Source organism: Streptomyces sp. G5(2025), from assembly GCF_049542075.1.
GTDB lineage: Bacteria > Actinomycetota > Actinomycetes > Streptomycetales > Streptomycetaceae > Streptomyces.
This window is the reverse complement of record NZ_JBMUZT010000006.1, coordinates 2,592,669-2,613,521: the sequence shown is the minus strand read 5'-3', so window position 1 is coordinate 2,613,521 and position 20,853 is coordinate 2,592,669. Positions and strand designations below refer to the sequence as shown.

General features: G+C 72.8%; 16 protein-coding genes. 4 read left to right on the top strand and 12 right to left on the bottom strand.

All coding sequences use genetic code 11. The features are described 5' to 3' along the window. Positions 1-7: 7 nt before the first annotated feature. On the top strand, positions 8-379 hold the full coding sequence (locus ACOBQB_RS22645; protein ID WP_423593968.1) for a hypothetical protein: 372 nt from the start codon (positions 8-10) through the stop codon (positions 377-379). A gap of 13 nt (positions 380-392) precedes the next feature. Here ACOBQB_RS22645 and ACOBQB_RS22640 read toward each other — a convergent pair whose 3' ends face one another. The 11 genes from ACOBQB_RS22640 to ACOBQB_RS22590 form a co-directional block, all read right to left on the bottom strand. Then, positions 393-1,712 carry a hypothetical protein gene (locus tag ACOBQB_RS22640; RefSeq protein WP_423593967.1) on the bottom strand — a complete coding sequence of 440 codons (1,320 nt, stop codon included), beginning with the start codon at positions 1,710-1,712 and terminating at the stop codon, positions 393-395. A gap of 56 nt (positions 1,713-1,768) precedes the next feature. Next, entirely contained in the window at positions 1,769-2,761 is a 993-nt protein-coding gene (locus ACOBQB_RS22635; RefSeq protein WP_423593966.1) for a glutamate ABC transporter substrate-binding protein, read from the bottom strand. Between the two features lie 32 nt (positions 2,762-2,793). Beyond that, positions 2,794-4,341 (bottom strand): hypothetical protein, encoded by a 1,548-nt coding sequence (locus ACOBQB_RS22630; protein ID WP_423598671.1) that lies wholly within the window; start codon positions 4,339-4,341, stop codon positions 2,794-2,796. A gap of 398 nt (positions 4,342-4,739) precedes the next feature. Further along, positions 4,740-5,741, bottom strand: a complete 1,002-nt coding sequence (locus ACOBQB_RS22625; RefSeq protein ID WP_423593965.1) for an N-acetylglucosamine kinase — start codon at positions 5,739-5,741, stop codon at positions 4,740-4,742. Then, positions 5,732-6,997, bottom strand: a complete 1,266-nt coding sequence (locus ACOBQB_RS22620) for a 6-phospho-beta-glucosidase (protein WP_423593964.1) — start codon at positions 6,995-6,997, stop codon at positions 5,732-5,734. Before ACOBQB_RS22620 ends, ACOBQB_RS22625 begins: the two co-directional genes overlap by 10 nt. An 8-nt stretch (positions 6,998-7,005) precedes the next feature. Then, positions 7,006-7,914 (bottom strand): carbohydrate ABC transporter permease, encoded by a 909-nt coding sequence (locus ACOBQB_RS22615; RefSeq protein ID WP_423593963.1) that lies wholly within the window; start codon positions 7,912-7,914, stop codon positions 7,006-7,008. A 6-nt stretch (positions 7,915-7,920) separates the two neighbouring features. Further along, complete coding sequence (locus tag ACOBQB_RS22610) at positions 7,921-8,865, bottom strand: carbohydrate ABC transporter permease (RefSeq protein ID WP_423593962.1); 945 nt, start codon at positions 8,863-8,865, stop codon at positions 7,921-7,923. A gap of 12 nt (positions 8,866-8,877) precedes the next feature. Further along, positions 8,878-10,218, bottom strand: a complete 1,341-nt coding sequence (locus tag ACOBQB_RS22605; protein ID WP_423593961.1) for an ABC transporter substrate-binding protein — start codon at positions 10,216-10,218, stop codon at positions 8,878-8,880. Positions 10,219-10,268: 50 nt separating this feature from the next. Continuing rightward, complete coding sequence (locus ACOBQB_RS22600) at positions 10,269-11,450, bottom strand: ROK family transcriptional regulator (protein ID WP_423593960.1); 1,182 nt, start codon at positions 11,448-11,450, stop codon at positions 10,269-10,271. Between the two features lie 149 nt (positions 11,451-11,599). After that, positions 11,600-11,938, bottom strand: a complete 339-nt coding sequence (locus ACOBQB_RS22595; protein ID WP_423593959.1) for a Uma2 family endonuclease — start codon at positions 11,936-11,938, stop codon at positions 11,600-11,602. Positions 11,939-12,345: 407 nt separating this feature from the next. Then, positions 12,346-13,428, bottom strand: coding sequence for a mechanosensitive ion channel family protein (locus tag ACOBQB_RS22590; RefSeq protein WP_423593958.1), 1,083 nt, complete (start codon positions 13,426-13,428; stop codon positions 12,346-12,348). Between the two features lie 292 nt (positions 13,429-13,720). Between ACOBQB_RS22590 and ACOBQB_RS22585 the strand changes: the two genes are divergently transcribed. Then, positions 13,721-14,257 carry an HNH endonuclease gene (locus tag ACOBQB_RS22585; protein ID WP_423593957.1) on the top strand — a complete coding sequence of 179 codons (537 nt, stop codon included), beginning with the start codon at positions 13,721-13,723 and terminating at the stop codon, positions 14,255-14,257. 55 nt (positions 14,258-14,312) lie between these two features. On the opposite strand, the gene ACOBQB_RS22580 is transcribed toward ACOBQB_RS22585, so the two are convergent. Then, the gene (locus tag ACOBQB_RS22580; RefSeq protein ID WP_423593956.1) at positions 14,313-17,963 is read right to left on the bottom strand and encodes a beta-N-acetylglucosaminidase domain-containing protein; all 3,651 of its coding nucleotides are present in this window, start codon (positions 17,961-17,963) and stop codon (positions 14,313-14,315) included. A 365-nt stretch (positions 17,964-18,328) separates the two neighbouring features. Between ACOBQB_RS22580 and ACOBQB_RS22575 the strand changes: the two genes are divergently transcribed. Next, positions 18,329-18,685, top strand: a complete 357-nt coding sequence (locus ACOBQB_RS22575) for a hypothetical protein (protein WP_423593955.1) — start codon at positions 18,329-18,331, stop codon at positions 18,683-18,685. Beyond that, complete coding sequence (malQ, locus tag ACOBQB_RS22570; RefSeq protein WP_423593954.1) at positions 18,685-20,847, top strand: 4-alpha-glucanotransferase; 2,163 nt, start codon at positions 18,685-18,687, stop codon at positions 20,845-20,847. The genes ACOBQB_RS22575 and malQ overlap by 1 nt, the downstream gene beginning before the upstream one ends. Positions 20,848-20,853 lie beyond the last annotated feature (6 nt).

The following is a 20,853-nucleotide window of genomic DNA, read 5'->3' as shown; positions in this document are numbered from 1 at the left end:
CGGCACGGTGACCAGCCCCACGCCGAGCCGCCCGCGCCCCGACGAAGCGGACGTCGAGCCCGAGCTGCGCACCGACACCGAACGCGACGTCGACGAGCCCGACAGGGAGCGGGAGAGCCGCCCCGAGACCGACCGGCGCGAGGACTGCGAGTGGGACGAGCGGGACGAGCGGGAGGAGTGGGAGGAGTGGGACGAGCGGGAGGACGAGCGGGTGCTCGAACTGCCCGAGCCACGCGACCCCTTGCCGCCGCCCGTGATGCCCGTCGGCGGCGAACTCACCCCGCCGTCCGGTGCGACGACCGGGGCGAGACCGCATGTGTCGCAGTACAGCTCGCCGCCGCCGACGTCCTCGTACGACCCCGTGCATCCGGGCCGCTGACACTGCCGCTGGCTCACGCTTCCCCCCTCCGGTCGGCGGCCCCGCCCTGCTGCGGGACCTTCGGCACGAGCACCTCGGCGGCCGCCTGCTGATAGCGCAGCACCGCCTGCTCGGCCACGCGCAGATCACAGGGCGCGCTCCACAGCATCCGGCGCGCCGCGTCGTACCGCTCGACCAGGAGCGGGTCCTCGGCGTGGCCGTGCCGGGCGACCTTCGCCTTGTACGCGTCCAGGCGGCCGCGCAGCTCCGCGCGGACCGCGAGCGGGGCCGTGACGGCGGTCAGCGACTCGCGGGCGCGCAGTAGTTCGTCCTCGGCCTTCTCCTCCAGGGACTCCAGGAGCGGGGAGAGGCGGTGCCACTGGGCGTTCCTGCGGTAGTCGGAGGCCATCGCCAGCTGCTCCTGGAGCGCGGTCGGCGGGCCGCTGACGGCGGGCACCTCCGAGGCGGCGATCTTGGCGAGGACCTCGCCACGGGCGCTGCGGGCCTCCGCGAGGGTGCGGTCCGCGCGGGAGAGCACGTCCCGCAGCCTGCCGAGGCGGGCCTCGGCGTCCTGGCGGACGGTGAGCACCGCCTCGATCTCGCGGCGCACCTCCTCCAGGGCGCGCGCCTCACGGTCGTAGCGGTCGGTGTGCGCACGGCCGCCGCCGGGCGCCGAACTGCCCTCCGCCCGCTGCCAGAACGCGAGCGGGTCGCTGATCACCTGCTCGCGCAGGGCGGTCAGGGCGCGTGTGATGCGCTCCAGGTCGTCGCCCGCGGGATGCTCTCCGGGGCGTACGCCGACGGAGTGCGCGAGGTGGCGGGTGCGGGCCAGCTCGGCGGCGAGCAGGTCGATGCGGGCGGGCAGCGCCGACCACACGGCGTCGGCGGCGACGACCATGTCGAGGGAGTGCGCGTACAGGTCGTTCATCCGGGCCACCAGCTCTTCGAGCGTGAACCGCTCGGTGAGCTTGGCGGGGCCGGTGATCGACGGGGAGGGGCCGGACTCGGAGCCGCCCGCGACGGTCACCGACTCGCCGCGCAGCAGCTCCGTCAGCTCGGCCAGGTCGTCACGGCTGGGCCAGCGCCTGCGGGCCCGCACGTCGTGCGCGGCGCGCAGGGCGCCGGCGTAGGCGTCGAAGTAGGTCCAGAGCAGGGTGATCCGGCGCTCCGTGGCCGTCCAGCGCTCCTGGGTGACGCCGGTGAGCGCGGCTCCTTCGAGCAGCCGGCGTCCCGCGTGGTCCTGGAGGGCGAGGAGCGAGGTCTCGATCGCCTCGTGCTCGGCGTCGAGCCGCGCCAGCGCACGGTCCACCTCGTCCCGGTCCATCACCGGACCAGGGGGTCCCGTGACGCTCATCGATCACCTCTCCGCTCTGCGTTGGCACGATACTTCGGTTCTGCCGCGACTTCGGTTCAGTCGCGGTACTCGGGGGCGGGTGGGCCGGACACCTCGCCGAGGCCGTCCTTGAGCCACTTGTCGTAGGACTTCCGCCAGCCGTTCTTGTCGTCCTCGCGGTAGTCCCGCAGCACCTTGTTGACCCGGCGGACCAGGTCGTCCGATCCCTTCTTCATCGCCACGCCGTAGTACTCGGTGGTGAAGGGCTCCTTGTCCTTGAGCTCGACCGTCGGGTCCTGCGCGGCCTGGCCCGCGGCGAGCGCGCTGTCGGTCACCACGGCGTCCACCTCGCCGAGCTGGAGCCGCACCAGGCAGTCGAGCTGGTTGGGCACCGTGGTGGAGATATCGGCACCGAAGCTCTTCTTCTCAAGTTCCTCCAGGGCGATGGAGCCCTTGGCCGAACAGACCTTCTTGCCCTTGAGCGTGTCGTTGTAGCCCGTGATGCCGGACTTCCTGGGGGCGAGGACCTGCTGGCCCGTCTCGAAATAGCCTGTGGAGAAGTCGACTTCCTTCAGGCGCGCGCAGTTGACCGTCATGGTGCGCACCACCATGTCGACCTGCCCGCTCTGGATGGCCGGGATGCGCTGATTGGTCGGGATGGCGCGGAAGACCACGGCGTCGCGGTCGCCGAAGATCTCCTCGGCGATCTCGCGCGCCAGGTCGATGTCGAAGCCTTCGAGCGCGCCGCCCTTCTTGTTCGGGTCGCGGTAGCCCCAGCGGTAGCTGTTCTGGTCGACGCCGACGATCAGCTTCTTGACCGCGCGGTTCTTGATGGCGTCGATCGTCGGGCCGTCCTTGCCCGACGGGGGCAGGCTCCGGTCGTTGCAGTCGTCGGCGTCCGCCCGCGCGGCCACCGTGACACCAAAGCCGCCGTCGGCCGGCTGCGTGTACGCGCCGCCGGCCTTGTGCGGGAGGGCCAGGACGAGCGACCCCATGAGGGCGCAGGCGGCCCCCATCGCGCCGACTCCGCCCCAGCCGCGCAGCCTGACCGTGCCGCGTCGTGTACGCATCGTCTGCGCGCCCCCTTCCACCTCTGACCCCATCACCGGTACTCCGAAAGCCTGCGGCCGATGCCGAGCACGGCGCCCGCCGCGCCGAGGACCGCGAGTACGGCGGCGCCTGCCGGCAGCCCCGTCATCGCTCCCCTGCCGTCCTCGGCCGCCTGCTTGAACTCACGCTGTTCGTACGCGAGGGCGCGGTCCAGGGCCGCGTCCACGTTGTCGAAGCACTCGCCGGTCGCCTTGGCACCCTGGCCGCCCTTGGCGCCTATGACCTTGTCGAGTGCTCCTCGGTAGTCACCGGAGTCGTCGCGGGAGCGGGCCTCCTTGTGACGGTCCTTCCAGACGCCCACGTTCTTCACGGCCGTGCGGACGGGACTCGCACCGGGCGTGTCCTTGGCGAGTTCGGCGGCTTCGCCGAGCAGTCCGCTGTCGCCGTCGCCGAGCCGCTTCATCTGCGCGCGGTAGGAGACGTCGAACTTGTCCTTGGTCTCGCCCGCCACCTCGGTGGTCTCCGCGCCCCGGCTCACCAGTGTGAGGTTCTCGTCGCCCCGCGCCTTCAGAGAGCTGATGCGGGCGTCGTTGAGGACGTTCAGGGACCGCACGCCGTGGTCGTACGAGTCGTTGAGCCCCGAGCGGGCGAAGGTGTGGCCGACGACGAGCCAGAGCAGGACCACCGTGGCGGCGGCGGTCGCGGCGAGCAGCCCGTGGTTGAAGACCCGGTTCGTGCGGCGGTAGTTGCGGCGCTGCGCCCAGGCGAGGGCGGCGAGCGCGAGGACACCGAGGGTGATGGCGAACCATGGGTAGGGCTTGGCGCTGCCGTAGTCGGAGGTCAGGCGGGCGTTCTCCGCCTTGTAGAGCTTCTCGGCGGCCGGGAGCATCTGCGTCTGCATCCTGTCGTTGGCGTAACGCAGATAGGCGCCGCCGAGCGGCAGGCCCTGGCGGTTGTTCGCGCGGGCTCGCTCGATCAGGCCCGTGTACTGGGGCAGGAGCTTGTTCAGCTTGCGGACGGCCGCGGCCGAGGAGGAGTCCGAGCCCGCGGCGGCCGCGGCGGTCGCCAGCTTCTGCGAGGCCCGCTCGATGTCGCGCTCGTACCGCTCGCGGACGGCCGCGGGCTCCTGGCCCCCCGCCAGGAAGCCGCTGGACGCGGCGGTGTTGGCGTCCGCCAGCGAGCGGTAGATGGCCGCGGCGTCGGCGCTCAGCGGCTGGCTGCGGTGCAGCACGTCGTCCGCGGCGGCGGAACGCTCCGTCATCTGCCAGGTGGTGACCGCGCCGAACGCCACGACGAGCAGGGCGAGGAAGGCACCGATGACGCGCAGCCTGCCCGGCTCCGTGGTCGCGGCGGCGCGCAGCCGGTCGGTGCCCTCGGCCCAGGCGGTGCGGCGCGGCGCGGAGGCGGCCGGCCGCGGCGGCCCCTGCGGGGGCGGGGCGCTCGGCGCCTGGGGCGGGACGGCCGGCATGGCCGGCGCCGACAGGGCCGGCGCCGACAGCCCGGGAACCTGCCCGGCAGTCTGCCCGGCGGCCCGGCCTGGAGACCCCGGCGGACCGGGCGGCCCGGACGGCGCCGCGCTGCCGTTCGGCGGATATGTCACCTTGACCTCGACCTCCCCCTTGGTCACCGGACGGTTCCTTCCGCCCGACGCGAGCGGCGCGGGAAGAAGTGCACGGCCGCAAGTATTGCCGCAGGGACTGACATCCGCACAGGCCTTGCCGCGATCTTGCGCGGATCCCTGCCTTTGAACACGTATGGGGGAGAGCTTCGGTTCCCGCCCGCGCGCACGGCGCGGACGGGCGACACGGTGGGCGCCGGTGTGCGCCGGGGTGGGGTCCGCCTGGCCGGCCCAGGAGCGTCGCTTTCCGAGGCGCACGCGCCCGTGCCGACCGCCGCGTTCGCCAACGGCACCCGTGCGCCGCCCCCAACTGGACCACAGCCGCGCGGAGTCGGGAAGGGTGCCCCTACGTGGTCCGGTCCGGGCGGCGGGAGGAGCCGTCAGCCCAGGTGTGCGTGCGTGCCCCCTTCGTAATGGCTCCGCACGCGCGCGTGCGTGTCAGTGGGTGCTCCTGCCTGGTCGAGGCCGAGCAACGCCGCGCCCAGGACCGGGCGGGCGGTGACCACCCGTGGTTCCGCCTTGGGGGCGTGTTCGGAGAGCAAGGACCGTACGCGGTCGTCCAGTTGGGGGTGGCGGGCCGCGAGGACGCTGCCGCCGAGCAGGACCGGGGCTTCCTCGTCGAGCAGGTCGAGGCGGGTCAGCGCCACCGTCGCCATCGCGACGACCTCGTCGGCCATCCGGTCCACCAGGGAGCGTGCCACGGCGTCGCCCGCCGCCGCGGTGGCGAAGAGCACCGGCGTCAGCTCGTGCCGCCTGACCTGGGGGATGCGCCCCAGGTGCAGCGCCTCGATCAGCGCGTACATGGACGGCAGGCCGAAGTGCCCGGGCAGCGCCACCCGCAGTGCCGTCGGTCCGCCGCGGCCGTCCTCGGCGCGTGCCGCGTGCCACAGCGCCTCCTCGGCGAGGCCGCCGCCCCCGCCCCAGTCACCGGAGATGCGGCCGATCGCGGGGAAGCGGGCGGTGCGCCCGTCGGGCAGCATGCCGACGCAGTTGATGCCCGCGCCGCACACCACGGCGACACCCCGCGGCTCCGCGTCCTCCAGGAGCCCGGCGCGCAGCACGGCGAAGGTGTCGTTGTAGACCTCCACCGACGTGCCCCAGCCGCGTCGGCGCAACGCCTGTGCCAACTCCCGCTCCTCCACCGGGAGGTCGGCGTTGGCCAGGCACGCCGAGACGTGGCCCACGGAGTCGACGCCCGCCTGCGCGAGCGCCCGTGTCACCGCCTTTGCGAGCACGTCCACCGCGGGCTCGACGCCGACCCGCGGGGGCTGGAACCCGCCGCCGCGGGCCGCGCCGACGACCTGGCCGTCGGCCGCGACCACGGCGACGTCGGTCTTGCTGTTGCCCGCGTCGATCGCGAGCACGCTCGTGCCTACGCCCACGCCAGGTGCTCCCGGTTGTGCGCGATGAGGCGGTCGGTGAGAGCCTCCGCGTGCGCGTACTGGCCGACCAGCGGGTGGGCGAGCAGCGCCTTGAAGACGCGGTCGCGACCGCCGTGCAGGGCCGCCTGGAGCGCCAGGTCCTCGTACCCCGTGACCTGCGCGATGAGCCCGGCGTACAGCGGGTCCGGCTTCTCCACCGCGAGGGGCCTCGCGCCGGTGCCGTCCACCGTCGCCTGCACCTCGATGACCGCGTCATCGGGGAGGAACGGCAGCGTGCCGTTGTTGACGGTGTTCACGACCTGGTAGGGGCTGCCGCCGTTGCCGAGCAGCGACGCCGCCAGGTCCACGGCCGCCTCCGAGTAGAAGGCGCCGCCGCGCCTGGCGAGCAGCTCCGGCTTCTCGTCGAGCGCCGGATCGCCGTACATCTCCAGCAACTCCCGTTCCATCACCGCCACTTCCGCGGCCCGCGACGGCTTGGTCCGCAGCTCCTCGACCACCGCGTCGTGCTGGTAGTAGTAGCGCAGGTAGTACGACGGCACGACGCCGAGCCGGTCGACGATCTCGCGCGGCATGTGCAGGTCCTCGGCGACCGCGTCCCCGTGCTCGGCGAGCAGCCTCGGCAGCACGTCGTCGCCGCCCGGGCCCCCGATGCGTACACCCGTCTCCCATGTGAGGTGGTTGAGCCCCACGTGATCCAGGTGCACCTCACCCGGCGCGACGCCGAGCAGCTTCGCGAACTTCCGCTGGAAGCCGATCGCGACGTTGCACAGCCCGACCGCCTTGTGCCCGGCCTGGAGCAGCGCCCGCGTGACGATGCCCACCGGGTTGGTGAAGTCGATGATCCAGGCGTTTGGGTTCGTACGCCGTACGCGCTCGGCGATGTCCAGGACGACCGGCACCGTGCGCAGCGCCTTCGCGAGGCCCCCCGCGCCGGTGGTCTCCTGGCCGACGCAGCCGCACTCCAGCGGCCACGTTTCGTCCTGCTGCCGGGCCGCCTGCCCGCCGACGCGCAGCTGGAGCAGGACCGCGTCGGCGTCGGCGACGCCCGCGTCCAGGTCGGACGTGGTGACGACGCGCCCCGGGTGGCCCTGCTTGGCGAAGATGCGCCGCGCGAGGCCGCCCACCAGCTCAAGACGGTCGGCGGCCGGATCGACCAGGACCAGTTCCTCGATCGGCAGGGTGTCCCTCAAACGGGCGAAGCCGTCGATGAGTTCGGGTGTGTAGGTCGACCCTCCGCCGACCACTGCGAGCTTCATTACGTGTCTCAGCCCTTTACTCCGGTGAGGGTGACGCCTTCGACGAAGGCCTTCTGTGCGAAGAAGAAGACGACGATGACCGGGGCCATGACGAGCAGCGTCGCCGCCATCGTCAGGTTCCAGTTGACGCTGTGGGCGCTCTTGAAAGACTCCAGGCCGTAGCTCAGGGTCCACGCGCCGGGGTTCTGGGCCGCGTAGATCTGCGGCCCGAAGTAGTCGTTCCAGCAGTAGAAGAACTGGAAGAGCGCGATGGCGGCGATGCCCGGCTTGGCCATCGGTACGACGATCTTGACGAGCGTACGGAACTCGCCGCAGCCGTCGACCTTCGCCGACTCGATGTACTCCTTGGGGATGGTGAGCAGGAACTGCCGCAGGAGGAAGATCGAGTACGCGTCGCCGAACGCCATCGGGATGATCAGCGGCCACAGCGTGCCCGACAGGTGCAGTTGCTGCGCCCAGACCAGGTACATGGGGATCACGATGACCTGCGGCGGCAGCATCATCGTGGAGATGACGAGCATCATCGCGGCGCGCCGCCCGCGGAAACGGAACTTGGCGAGCGCGTACGCCACGGGTATCGCCGAGCAGACCGTGAAGAGGGTGCCGAGTCCCGCGTACAGGAGCGAATTGCGCCACCAGTCGAGGAAGCCGGGCGTGTCGAACACCGTCTTGTAGTTGGACCAGTGCCAGGAGTCCGGCCACAGCTCGCCGCTCATCGCCTGGGAGTCGCTCATCACCGACGTCAGGAAGACGAAGACGAACGGCAGGACGAACAGCAGCGCGACCGCGATCGCCACACTGTGTACGGCGATCCAGTGCAGGATCCGCTTGCGGCGGGCGCGGGCGGCGGCGGGGCCCCGGAGCGGGGCGGCGGTGCGTTCGGGTGCGGCCGGCGCGCTGAGAGCGGTAGTCGTCATGAGTCCTCAGTCCTCCGCCGCGAGCAGCCCGGAGCGCTTGCGCATCAGGAGCGTCGTCACGGCCATGGCGATGGCGAAGAGCACGAGCGAGAGCACGCACGCGGCGCCGGTGTTGAAGTTCTGGAAGCCCATCGAGTAGACGAGCTGGGGGACCGTGAGGGTCGAGTGCTCCGGATAGCCGGGCTGGATCACCGAACCGGGGCCGATGTTGACCCCGGAGGCGACCTTCCCCGCGACCAGGGCCTGCGTGTAGTACTGCATGGTCTGCACGACACCCGTGACCACCGCGAACATGACGATCGGCGTGATCGAGGGCCAGGTGACGTAGCGGAACCTGGCCCACGCCCCGGCGCCGTCCAGCTCCGCCGCCTCGTACTGCTCCTTCGGTACGTCGAGCAGCGCGGCCATGAAGATCACCATCAGGTCGCCGATGCCCCACAGGGAGAGCAGCACCAGCGAGGGCTTGGCGGTGTCCGGGTCGTTGAACCAGTTGGGCCCGGAGATCCCGATCGCGCCGAGGAGTTCGTTGACCGGGCCCGTGCCCGGGTTCAGCAGGAAGACGAAGGCGACGGTGGCGGCCACCGGCGGGGCCAGGTACGGGATGTAGAAGGCGGTGCGGAAGAACCCGACGCCCGTCTTGATCTTCGTGACGAGCAGCCCGAGCGAGAGCCCGAAGACCACCCGCAGCGCCACCATGATCACGACCAGCCAGAGAGTGTTCCACAGGGCGGGCCCGAAGAGCGGCATCTGGTCGAACACGTACTCCCAGTTCCGCAGGCCCACGAAGGTGGGCTCCTTGATCTGGTTGTAGTGCATGAAGGAGAAGTAGACGGTCGCGATCAGCGGGTACGCGAAGAAGACGCTGAAGCCGACCAGCCAGGGGGAGAGGAAGCCGAGCGTGCGCAGTCTGCGGCGCGCCGCGGGACTGGAGAGGGTCAGGGAACGTGCCATGGCTCGGGGTCCTCAGCTCTTCGACTGGAGCGTGTCGGCGTCGATCTCTTCGTCGAGTCTCCGCAGGCCCGCGCGGAGGTCGGTGGTGTGCCCGGCCTCTACGGAGTACGCGAAGTCCATCAGCGAGACGACGTAGGCGCCGCCGTTCGTGGAGGGCGGCAGGGCCTTGCTGTGCTTGCTCTCCAGAATCTTGAAGAAGGCGCGGAACGTCGGATCGGCGTCCAGGCGCGGCGACTTGAGTGCCGCGTACGTGGACGGGACGTTGTGGATGGCGTTGGCGAAGTCCACCACCTGGTTGGTGTCGGTGGTCAGGAACCTCACCAGCTCCCACGCCGCGTTCTGGTGCTTGCTGCTGTGCGCGATGCCGGCGACCGTGCCGGTGATGAAGCCGCGCCCGTAGGTCTCGGCCTGGTCGTCGGGGACGGGCAGCGGCGCCACCCCCCAGTCGAACTTGGGTTTGGCGTCGGTCAGCATGAGGCCGCGCCACTCGCCGTCCAGGTGCATGGCGAGCTTGCCGGTCAGGAAGGCGTTCTGGCCGGACATCTCGTCACCGAAGGTGAGCCGGAACTTCTCCAGGTCGTCGAAGCCGCCCTGCGCGTCGGCGAGCTCGCGGGCCGTCTTCAGGAAGTCGTACGTCGCCGGTTCCTCCGCGAGGCGCGAGTTGCCCTCGGCGTCGAAGTACCGGGGCCCCCACTGCGCGAAGAGGCGGTCCGGACTGTTCTGGTACAGCCGGAAGTTGGGCATGTACCCGACCCGCTCGTACGAGTCCTTGCCGCTGCGCACGGTGAGCTTCTCGGCGACCCGCTCGAACTCGGACATCGTGTGCGGCGGGCGCTTGATGCCGGCCTCTTCGAAGGCGTCCTTGTTGTAGTACATGCCGAACGCGTCGGCGAGGAGGGGAAGGGCGCACTGGTTGCCCTGGTAGCTGGTGTAGTCGAGCAGCGTCTTCGGGAAGATCTTCCGCTTGTCCACGCCCGTCTTCTTCATGAACGGGTCGAGGTCGACCCACATCCCCGAGTCGCAGTACTGCCCGACGTTGTTGGTGGTGAAGGAGGACACCACGTCCGGGGCCTTGTCGCCGCCCGCGCGCAGCGCCTGGTTGACGGTGGTGTCGGTGACGTTCCCGGTGGTCTCCACCTCGATGTGGGGATGCGCCTCCTCGAACCGCTCGATGCTGTCGTCGATGGCCTTGACCTCGCTGGGCGTGGCCCAGCCGTGCCAGAACTTCAGGGTGACCGGCTCGGTCGGGTCGTCGTTCGCGCTGCCGACGCTCGGGTTGGCGCAGCCGGAGAGCAACAGGCCGGCTGCGGCGAGCGCCGCGGACGCGCAGGTGGGCATGCGCCATCGCGGCATGGCGGGCTTCCTTTACGGGGGAGGGGGTCTACTACGGGCCGGGGCGCGGCTCAGGCGGTGTCGAAGACCTGGTCCCGGGCCTGCGTGAGGGCCGAGCGGAGCGCGCCGGTGAGGATCGGGTCGCCGTCGAGTTCGCTGATGCGGACCTGCGGGCAGGGCAGGGCGAGGCCCGTCAGCTCCTCCTCGACGCGTACGCGCAGCTTGTCGCCGCCGGCCTGGCCGACCGAGCCGGACAGGACGACCAGCTCGGGGTCGACCACGGCGATGACCGCGGCGATGCCGGTGGCGAGGCGGCGGGCGACCTCGGCGAGGATCACGTCGTCGGCGAAGGCGTCGGCCAAGGACGCGCCGGGCCCGGCGAGTTCGCGGACGACGGGCGCGGAGACGAGGCTCTGGAAGCCGCCCCCGCCGCCACGCGGACCGAGCGTGGCCTCCGGACCGCCGCGCACCAGCGGAGCGCCCGGCAGCGGCATGTAGCCGATCTCGCCCGCGCCGCCGGTCGCGCCGCGCAGCAGGGTGCCGCCGAGCACGATGGCGGCGCCGACGCCTTCGTCGAGCCAGGTCAGGACGTAGTTGTCGTGGTCCTGGGCGGCGCCTTCGTACTGCTCGGCGACCGCGGCCAGATTCACGTCGTTCTCGATGGCCACCGGGGTCCCGAGCACCGCGGCGAGGTCGTCGCGCAGGGTGCGGGAGTGCCAGCCGGGCAGGTGCGGGGCGTAGCGCAGCTGGCCGGTGTGCGGGTCGATGGCGCCGGGGGTGCCGATCACCGCGGCCCGCAGGTCGTCGTGGCCGAGGCCCGCCTGACGCAGTGCCCCGTCGACGGCCTCCGCGACGAGCTGGGCGGTGCGGTGGCGTACGTCCTCGGCGATGGCGTCGGCCTCCACGCGCTCGGTGCCGAGGACGGTGCCGGTGATGTCGGCGACGAGCGCGGTGATGCCGGTCGGGTCGGCGGACAGCGCCGCGACGTGCCCGGCGCCCGGGTCGATCTCGTAGAGCAGGGCGTTGGGCCCCGGCCGCCCGCTGAGGCTGCCGGTGGTGTGCACGAGCCCGGCGGCTTCGAGCCGCCCGAGGAGCTGCGAGGTGGTGGGCTTGGAGAGGCCGGTCAGCTCACCGATACGGGTCCGGGTGAGGGGGCCGTGGACGACCAGTAGATCCAGTACGGCGCGGTCGTTCATGGCGCGCAGGACGCGCGGCGTGCCGGGGGCCCCCGGAGTGCTGCCTGCTGCTGCCATCACGACACCGGCCTTTCGGCTGCCCGTTAACTGTTAGGAAACTTTCCAATTCGTGAGGACCGTAAGGCTGGCGTGAACAGGCCGTCAATAGCGAACGCCCCCGCGGCAACCAAGTCGTTACCTGCGGGGGCGGGGCGTTGCACGGGGTGCTACTCCTCCAGGAGAAACGCCGTGTCGAGCTTCGGGTAGGGCTCGGGAAGCGGCAGGGGGCGCCCCAGCTCGACCTCGACCTTGGTGGCGTAGTGGGCCTTGGCGGGGTCCTCCTCCTGGACCGGGTCGGAGTAGGCGTACGCCTTGCCCTCTTGGCGGTGGAGCAGGACGTAGACGGGGACGCCCGCGGCGGCGTAGGTGCGGTACTTCGGGCCGGTGTCCGTCTCGTGGTTGCTGGAGGTGACCTCGCCGACGAGGGCGAGGAGTTCGATGGAGTACCAGCCCTTGTGGGCCTTGCGGTACGACTCGTCGAGCTCCGACGGCCTGCGGCGGCGCACGTAGAAGTCGGGAATGACGAGGGCCGTGGTACGGCCCCCCTGGGCCGGCGCGGTAGCCGTTGCCGAAGCCGGCCAGACGAATGCCGGCCGAGCGGAGCTGGAAGTACAGCTCGGCGGCCTCGTGGTTGTGTTCGTCGTCGGGCTGTGGTGGCACGATGCCCATCCCCTCGACGTACTCGGGACGAATCGGCACCTCGGATGCCTCTTCGAACGCGATCAGTAGATCGATGGGGTCCTGCTGCGGCAGCATGCTCGGCTCCGTGATGGGATCGGCGCTCATCGCTGGTCCTCCCTGTCGCTGATGCCAGGCTACGCCCGTTCCGGGTGCCCCAGCGGGAGCATGGAGGCGCCGGGCGGGCGCCCGGGGAAGATCACGCGCGGTCCACCCGGACGGGGGAGCGCAGGGCCTATTTCGACAGGTTCGGCGGCGGGGTTATCGGGGCCGTCGCCAGGGACTGCGGGGACGTCGTCGAGGCGTAGGCGGAGGGGGGTGCCATGGCGGCCGTGGGGTCGCCGGACGAGGGCTCCTCCGGCTGGAGCGGCAGGCCGCCCACGATGCGGATGCCCGCCTCGTCGAAGGCCCGCTTGACGCGCCAGCGCAGCTCCCGCTCGACGCCCAGGGACTGGCCCGGCATCGTCTTCGCCGAGACGCGGATCACCATGGAGTCCAGGAGGACGCTGTCCAGGCCGAGGACCTCCACCGGGCCCCACAGGCGCTCGTTCCACGGCTCGTCCTTGGCCATGGCCTCGCCGACCTCCGCCAGCGTCGCCTTGACCTTGTCGAGGTCCTCGTCCGGGCGGACCATCACGTCGACGCCGGCCGTGGACCAGCCCTGCGAGAGGTTGCCGATGCGCTTGACCTCGCCGTTGCGGACGTACCAGATCTCGCCGTTGTCGCCGCGCAGCTTGGTGACGCGCAGGCCGACCTCGATCACCTCTCCTGAGGCGACGCCCGCGTCGATCGTGTCACCCACCCCGTACTGGTCCTCAAGGATCATGAAGACACCGGAGAGGAAGTCCGTGACGAGGTTGCGGGCGCCGAAGCCGATCGCGACGCCCGCCACACCGGCGGAGGCGAGCAGCGGGGCCAGATTGATCTCGAAGGCGGCGAGGACCATCAGCGCGGCCGTGCCGAGGATCACGAACGACGCCACCGAGCGGAGCACGGACCCGATGGCCTGCGAGCGCTGGCGGCGGCGCTCCGCGTTCACCAGGAGCCCGCCGAGCGCCGTGCCGTCCACGGCGTTCGCCGTGCGGTTCATGCGGTCTATGAGCTTGGTGATGGCGCGCCGGACCAGGATGCGCAGGACGACCGCGATCGTGACGATCAGCACGATGCGCAGGCCGATGCCGAGCCACGTGGACCAGTTCTGCTCGACCCAGCTCGCGGCGTTCCCGGCGCTCTCCTGGGCGTCCTCGAACGTGGGCGGCTTCGGCGTCGGCGTGTCGTCCGGGTCCGTTCCGGCTGCCGACAGGACGGACAAGAACACGGCAGGTACCTCCAGGTATCGCGGCCTGCCCGGCGGACGAGAAGTCACGGGGGAAACGGGCAGACACACCACACTAACGGGGCATTGTGTGTGGATCGTTGTCATGTTCGAGGGAGAGACAGGGCTCACCTGGGCAAGAAGCAGGTGACGTGCCGGTGGCATGTCACCTGTGGTCGAAAACACTTCGAGCCCGTTACCGGTACATGCTGGCGCTTCGACCAGGCATGAGGGGAGACTGTCAACAGATCGTCCCGGCGCGAGCCACGCGCCGCCGGCGTTATAGGAGGCATCCGTGCCGCACGTCCTGGTCCTCAACGCGTCGTACGAGCCCCTCGGCGTCGTACCGCTCCGCCGCGCGCTCGTCCTCGTCCTGGAGAACAAGGCTCTCTGCCTAGAGGAATCCGGCGCCTTCATGCACAGCGCGACGCGCACCGTCCCCGCACCCAGCGTGGTCCGCCTCAAGCGGTTCGTCCGGGTCCCCTATCGGGGGCCCGTTCCTCTGACCCGGCGCGCGCTGTTCGCCCGCGACGGCGGTCGGTGCATGTACTGCGGTGGCGTCGCAACCAGCGTCGACCACGTCGTCCCGCGCAGCCGGGGCGGGCAGCACGCGTGGGAGAACGTGGTGGCCGCGTGCCGCCGCTGCAACCACGTCAAGGCCGACCGGCACCTCATGGAGCTCGGCTGGCGGCTGCGGCACAAGCCCGCGCCGCCCTCGGGCCTCGCGTGGCGCATCATCGGGACCGGACACCGGGATCCGCGCTGGCTGCCGTACCTCCAGCCGTTCGGCGCGGACGACGCGATGGCCCGGATCGATGGCATTTCCGCCTAGGAAACGATCCGGGCCTTTGTCGTACGTGGCGCCCTGACAGGGGCCGCGCGGCGGCTCAGCCGCGCGGCCGCCGCCCGTCGGCGACCGCGTACGCCTCGACCGACCAGAGCGAGTAGCCGAAGCGGGTGGCGCGCTTGTCGCCCTGGATACGGAGGTAGCGCGTCCCGCGCGCGTCCACGCGGATCGCCTCGCGCCCGCCCTTGCCGTCCCGCACGGTCGCGGCCGTGCGCCACGTCCTGCCGTCCGCCGACGTCTGCACCCGGTACCGCGCCGCGTACGCGTCCTGCCAGCGCAGCACGACCTGGCCGAGCCGCACCGGCTCCGCCAGCTCCACCTGCCACCACGCGCCGTCCTCGGCCGGCGAGGACCAGCGGGTGGAGGGATCGCCGTCGTTCGCGGCCGACGCCGGGAAGTCCTTCGTCTCGTCGCCCGACGACGAGGCCTTCGCGCCGCGCGCCAGGTCCGGGCCCGCCGTACGCGGAGAGGCGCGGACCGACAGCGTGCGGGTCTCGCCGCCGAAGGACACCGGGATCTCGTACGTCCCCGCGGGCGTGCCCGCGGCGACGCCGATCCCGACCGGCACCTCGACGTCCGTGCCACGCGGCAGCGTGGTCCGCGCCGGCACCCGCACCTCGATGCCCTTCGGCGCCTTGGCCACGACCTGCCCGCGCAGGGCGCCGGGGCGCAGGGAGCGCAGCTTCGCCGTGACCTCGCGCGGCTGCCCGCCGATCTCCGCGTCGGCCTCGGTGCGGGCCAGCGAGAGCCGGGCCGCGGGGGTGTCGGCGTACCAGGGGACGACATGGCGCACCTCGCCCGTGCCGTCGGTGGGGGTGGCGCGTACGGCGTCGGCGCGTACGGCATCGGCGCGCCCGGAGTCGGTGTGCACGCCCCCGCCGTGCTTCTTCGCGCCGCCGGTGCCGCCACCATCATCCGTCCGGGTGAGGTCGAGTTCGGTGAAGCCGCTCTCCGCGAGGGTCCCGACGCGCTGCCAGCCCTTGCCGGGCACGTGCACCTCGACGCTGCCCTTGGTGCCCGGGTCGGTCAGCGCCGTCACCGCCGCGAGCGGACGCTCACGGCCGAACCGTGCCGTCGCGCCGTCCGAGGCCTGCTTGCCGTCGAGCCCCGCCCAGGCCGCGTACGCCTTCTGGGCCCGCGTCAGGAACGGGTCGAGGACGCCCGCGCCGACGGTGACCCCGCGCGCCCGCAGCTCCTCGCGGAGCTTCGTCAGCTCGCGCGAGGCGCGCCAGGCGGCCGCGCCGTCACCGTGCGACTGCGCGCGCAGCATGTCGACGGCCGCCTCGCCGGCCTCGCCGTACAGCCCCAGCTTCTCGATCCACGGACGCACCTCGCCGTCGAGCGCGCTGCCCGAGAGCCGCCGCGGCGCCTCGCGCATCACACCGAACGCCGCGCGCAGCCGCCCGGCGGAAGCGTCGATCCGGGCGCGGTCCGTCGTGGTGCGCGCACGCCAGAGGTCGGTCACGAGGGGCCGCAGGTACGCCGACTCGTCGGCGCCCAGCACGGACGAGGCGTCGTTGCCCGCGAGGGCCCGCAGCGCGCCCCGCGCCTTCGTGTCGCCGCCCGCGAGGTCGTCGATCGCGGCGAGCCACGACTCGTGCGGGCGGTACGCGCGCGGGTTCCAGGCGTAGTCCGCGGCCGTGAACAGCGGGATGCGGGAGGCGGCGGGCTGCTCCATGGCGTTGCCGAGGAGAGCGGCCGAGCCGGTCGCGACGGCGGGCTCACGGCCGGTGTAGGGGCCGAGGTAGATGCGGTCCTGCGCGAAGTCGTTGACCGGGTAGTTGTCCATCGTGACCAGCGGGTGCGGGCCGAACGCCTCGCGGGCGCCCGCCAGTTCGCGCCCCGTGATGGTCTTGGGGACGACGCCGACGCCGGTCCAGGCCACCTGCACACGGCGGTCCAGGCCGGCCGAGAGGGCGGCGCGGTACGCGGTCGTGCCGTCCTGGAAGTACTCGGTCGGCATCAGGGAGAGCGGCTCGGCGTCCGGGTGGCGCCCGGCCAGGTGCGCGGCGACGGCGTTGGCCACCCCGGCCTGTGCCTTCGCGGCGGCCTCCGGGCCCCTGCCGAACGTCTCGGCGTCCCGCTCGCAGTGCCACTCGCTGTAGCTGACGTCCTGGAACTGGAGCTGGAAGGCACGTACCCCGAGCGCCCACATCGCGTCGATCTTGCGGGTGAGGTCCCTGATGTCCCTGTCGGACGACATGCACATGGCCTGCCCGGGGGAGACGGCCCAGGCCAGCGTGACGTGGTTGGCCTTCGCGCGTGCGGCGAGGGCGCGGAAGTCCGCGCGCTGGTCCGCCGGATAGGGCTCGCGCCAGCGCGCCTGGCGGTAGAGGTCGTCGCCGGGGGCGTAGAGGTAGCGGTTCTGCTTGGTACGCCCCATGAAGTCGAGCTGGGCCAGGCGCTGCTCGCGGGTCCAGGGGGTGCCGTAGAACCCCTCGGTCAGCCCGCGCACGGCGGTGCCGGGCCAGTCGCGGATGCGTACGCCGGGCAGGGTCCGGGCCTTACCGGCCAGCTGCCGCAGGGTCTGCACCCCGTGAAAGAGCCCGTCCTCGCCGGCTCCCGCGAGGGCGACGGTGGCACGGCCGTCGACGCGGCCGACGGCCAGGCGGTAGCCGCCCGACGGCAGGTCCCCGTGCTCGCGGGCACCGAGCGCGCGCAGCGCCCGGTCGGCGCCGGGGCCGCCGACGCGGACGACGAGGGTGGCGCCCTCGGGCAGCGGATCGCCTTCGCGCACCTCGATGACCCGACGGGCACCGGCGTCGCGCAGCACTTCGCGCAGCGCTTCGAGGGCGTACGGGTCGCAGCCGTCCCCGGCAGCGCGGCTGCCCTGGCGGTTCCGGCTGTCCCAGCCACCCCGGGCGCCTTGCGGGTCCTGGCCGTCCCGGGTTTCTCGACGGCCCTGGGCGTCTCGATCGTCCTGGCTGCGCCGGCCGTCGCGGCGGTTCCGGCTCCCTTGGTCGTCCTGGGCGTCCTGGCTGCGCTGGGCGGCCTGGGAGTCTTGGCTGTCTCGGGTGTCGCGGCGGTCGTGGCCGCTTCCGCCGTCCCGGCTGCCCTGGCTGTCCCGGCCGTTCCCGCTGCTCCCGCTGTTCCGGCTGTCCCGGCCGTTCCCGCCGTTCCGGCTGCCCTGGCTGCCCTTGGTGCCGCCGCTGTCCTGGCTGTCTGGGGCGTCCCGGCCGTCTTGGCTGCGCCGGCCGTCTCGGCTGTCCTGAGCGACCCGGCCGTTCCGGCTGCCTTGGTCCTCCTGGGCGTCCCGGGCGTCCTGGCTGCGCTGGGCGGCCTGGGTGTCGCGGGTGTCGCGGGTGTCCCGGCGGTCGTGGCCGCTTCCGCCGTCCCGACTGCTCTGGCTGTCCCGGCTGTCTCGGCCGTTCCCGCTGCTCCCGCCGTCCCGGCTGCTGACCCGGCCGTCGCCGTGCTTGGCCCCGTCGCTCCGGTCGTCGGTGGGCGGGGTCACGAGGACGACGTCGCCGCTCACGGTGACGGCGCTCCCGGCGGGCTCCATCGCGTGGGGGCGCGGCCAGACGGGCGGTAGTGCGGCGCCGCTCTTCCCGTCGTCGGCGCCGGGGCCGTCTGGGGAAGTGGCCGGAGCGCCGGGGCCCGGGGCCGCGAGGGCGCCGGGCGCACCGCCGAGCGCGCCCGCGATGACGGCGACCGCGACGGCGACCGCGCCCTTCCTGCGCCGCAACTGCACGCCCTCTCCCTGTCCTCCGGGGCCCCTGGGGCACCTGACATCACGTGTGGCAGTGAGCCCACCACTGAGGTGGCGGGGGTGTCAACGGGAGTGAAGGAGCAGTGGGGATTCTTCGCGGAACCTGCGCGGAGCAAGGGCCTGCGGGCCTTCCGCGCGGCCCGCCCCGGCGCTCGCCCGCCGTGGACATCTTCCGCGGATCCGCAGGTCCGGAGCCCGATCTTCCGTGGCATGAAGGGCGCCGGAAGAACAACTCCCGCGCGGGGCAAGCGATGGTGACCAGAGTCACGTTGGTGCACGCTATACGTCTGTGGCCCCGCACAGTGGGTAGGGCTGCCGTGACCTGCCCCCTGACTAGGAGCCCCCACGTGGCCGCTTCCGCGAATCTTCTGCTCTCCGCCCTCTCCAAACAGGTCCCCGCCCCCGACACGCACCTGATCTCCGGTTCCGGCGCCCATCTGACCCCCGGTCCGGGTACGCGGCTGATCCCCGGGCCCGACCGGCGTCCGGCCTCCGGCCTCGGCGCGCGGCAGGTCTCCGGGCCCGATTCGGGCCTCGACGGTTCCTCCTCCTGCACCTGCCTGGAGCCGCCCCTCACCAGCGAGCCCCCGCTCGCCGACGCCGCGCCGCTCACCAGCGAGCCGCCCCTCGCCGACGCCGCCCCCCTCACCAGCGAGCCCACCGCCACCGGTACGGCCTCGGGCCTGGACCCCATGGGGGTCTGATGGCCCTTTCCCGGCTGGCCGCCTTGTACGGGGTGGCCACCTCCTACTCCCCGTCCCCGGGACGCACCGTCCCCGTCGGCGACACCGCGGTCGTCGCGGCCCTCGCCGCGCTCGGCGTGGACGCGAGCGGCCCCGCTGCGGTTCGCGCCGCCCTCGCCGCGCGCGAGGCGCACCTGGCCGAGCGTCTGCTCCCGCCGACGGTGGTCGCCTGGACGGACGGCGCGCTGTCCGGCGCCTCGCCCCTCGCGGGGCTGCCATCGGGGACACGGGTGCGGGTGGAGACCGAGGGGGGCGCGGTGATCGAGTGGACGGTGCCCTGGACCTCCACCTCAACTGCCGCCGCCGAGCCCGCGCCCGACGGCTGGGCAGGGCTGCCGCCCGGCGTGCACCGGCTTCTCGTACGCAACCCCGACGGGCGCCGCGCCGAGGCCCACCTCATCGCCGCCCCGCGCCGGATCAAGACGCCGCCGCGCCGCACGCACGGGCTGCTGGTCCAGCTCTACTCCCTGCTGTCCCGCGACTCCTGGGGCATGGGCGACCTCGGTGACCTGACCGAGCTCGCCGCCTGGTCCGGCCACGCCCTGAACGCCGGGTTCATCCAGGTGAACCCGTTGCACGCAGCCGTGCCGGGGGTCCCCGGCGGCCCGGGCAGCGACCCGTCCCCGTACCGCCCCTCCTCCCGCCGCTTCCCCGACCCGGTGCACCTGCGCGTCGAGGCCGTGCCGGAGTTCGCCCGGCTGACGGGGGACGCCCGCGACCGCGCCGAAGCCCTGCGCCGCCGCGCCGAGGCACTGCGCGAAGGGGTCCTGCGCGGGGGCGAGTTGATCGACCGGGACGCGGTCTGGGCCCTGAAGCGCGAAGCCCTGGAACTGCTCCACGAAGTGCCCCTCGGCCCCGGCCGCCGCGCCGACTACCACGCCTTCCTCGCCGAACAGGGCCCCGCCCTGGAGGACCACGCCACCTGGAACGCCCTCGCCGAGGCCTACGGCCCCCACTGGCACTCCTGGCCCGCCGCCCTGCGTGACCCCGCCTCGCCCGCGACCGCCCGGGCCCGGCGTGAGCTGATGGACCGCGTCGACTTCCACAGCCGCCTCGCCTGGCTCACCGACGCCCAACTGGCCGCCGCGCAGCGCACCGCCCGCGAGGCGGGCATGGACATCGGCCTGGTCCACGACCTCGCGGTCGGCGTGCACCCGGGCGGCGCCGACGCCTGGGCCCAGCAGGACCACTTCGCGCCGCGCATGACCGTCGGCGCCCCGCCGGACGCGTTCAACGCGCGCGGCCAGGACTGGGGCCTGCCGCCCTGGCGCCCGGACCGCCTCGCCGCGTCCGGCTACGCCCCCTACCGCGCCCTCGTACGCGGACTGCTGCGGCACGCGGGGGCCCTGCGCATCGACCACGTCATGGGGCTGTTCCGCCTCTGGTGGGTCCCCGAGGGCGGCGACCCCACCGAGGGGACGTACGTCCACTACGACGCCGAGGCGATGCTCGCCGTCCTCACCCTGGAGGCGCACCGCGCGGACGCCCTCGTCATCGGCGAGGACCTCGGCACCGTAGAGCCGGGTGTACGCGAGACGCTGCGCGAGCACGGCGTGCTCGGCACCTCCGTCCTCTGGTTCGAACGGGACTGGGCGGGCACCGGCCGCCCGCTGCCCGCGGACGCCTGGCGCGCGGACTGCGTGGCCACCGCCACCACGCACGACCTGCCGCCGACCGCCGCCCGCCTCACCGGGGAGCACGTCCAACTCCGCCACGACCTCGGCCTGTTGACCCGCCCCCTGGCCGAGGAGCGGGCCGAGGCGGCCCTTGACGTACGCGAGTGGCTCGGCCTGCTCTCCCGGCTCGGCATGCTGCCCGGCGGCATGGGCTGCGAGGAGGACGAGATCCGCGCCGTGCACCGTTTCCTGCTCGCCACGCCCGCCCGCATGATCGGCGTCTGGCTCCCGGACGCGGTCGGCGACCGCCGCCCGCAGAACCTCCCCGGCACCTGGGACCAGTACCCCAACTGGCGGCTGCCCGTCGCCGACGCCACCGGACGCCCCCTCACCCTGGAGGACCTCGCCGCCTCGCCGCGCCTGCACGCGTTCATGGCCGTCTTCCGCGAGGGCGGCGAGGGCTGCGGGGCCGCCCGTACGGCACCCCCGGGCGCGCACCCCGTTTAGGAGTTC

Coding starts and splice junctions, on each gene's coding strand:
- ACOBQB_RS22640 (WP_423593967.1), bottom strand. CDS start 1,712: ATGAGCGTCACGGGACCCCCTGGTCCGGTGATGGACCGGGACGAGGTG.
- ACOBQB_RS22635 (WP_423593966.1), bottom strand. CDS start 2,761: ATGCGTACACGACGCGGCACGGTCAGGCTGCGCGGCTGGGGCGGAGTC.
- ACOBQB_RS22620 (WP_423593964.1), bottom strand. CDS start 6,997: ATGAAGCTCGCAGTGGTCGGCGGAGGGTCGACCTACACACCCGAACTC.
- ACOBQB_RS22615 (WP_423593963.1), bottom strand. CDS start 7,914: ATGACGACTACCGCTCTCAGCGCGCCGGCCGCACCCGAACGCACCGCC.
- ACOBQB_RS22610 (WP_423593962.1), bottom strand. CDS start 8,865: ATGGCACGTTCCCTGACCCTCTCCAGTCCCGCGGCGCGCCGCAGACTG.
- ACOBQB_RS22605 (WP_423593961.1), bottom strand. CDS start 10,218: ATGCCGCGATGGCGCATGCCCACCTGCGCGTCCGCGGCGCTCGCCGCA.
- ACOBQB_RS22600 (WP_423593960.1), bottom strand. CDS start 11,450: ATGGCAGCAGCAGGCAGCACTCCGGGGGCCCCCGGCACGCCGCGCGTC.
- malQ (WP_423593954.1), top strand. CDS start 18,685: ATGGCCCTTTCCCGGCTGGCCGCCTTGTACGGGGTGGCCACCTCCTAC.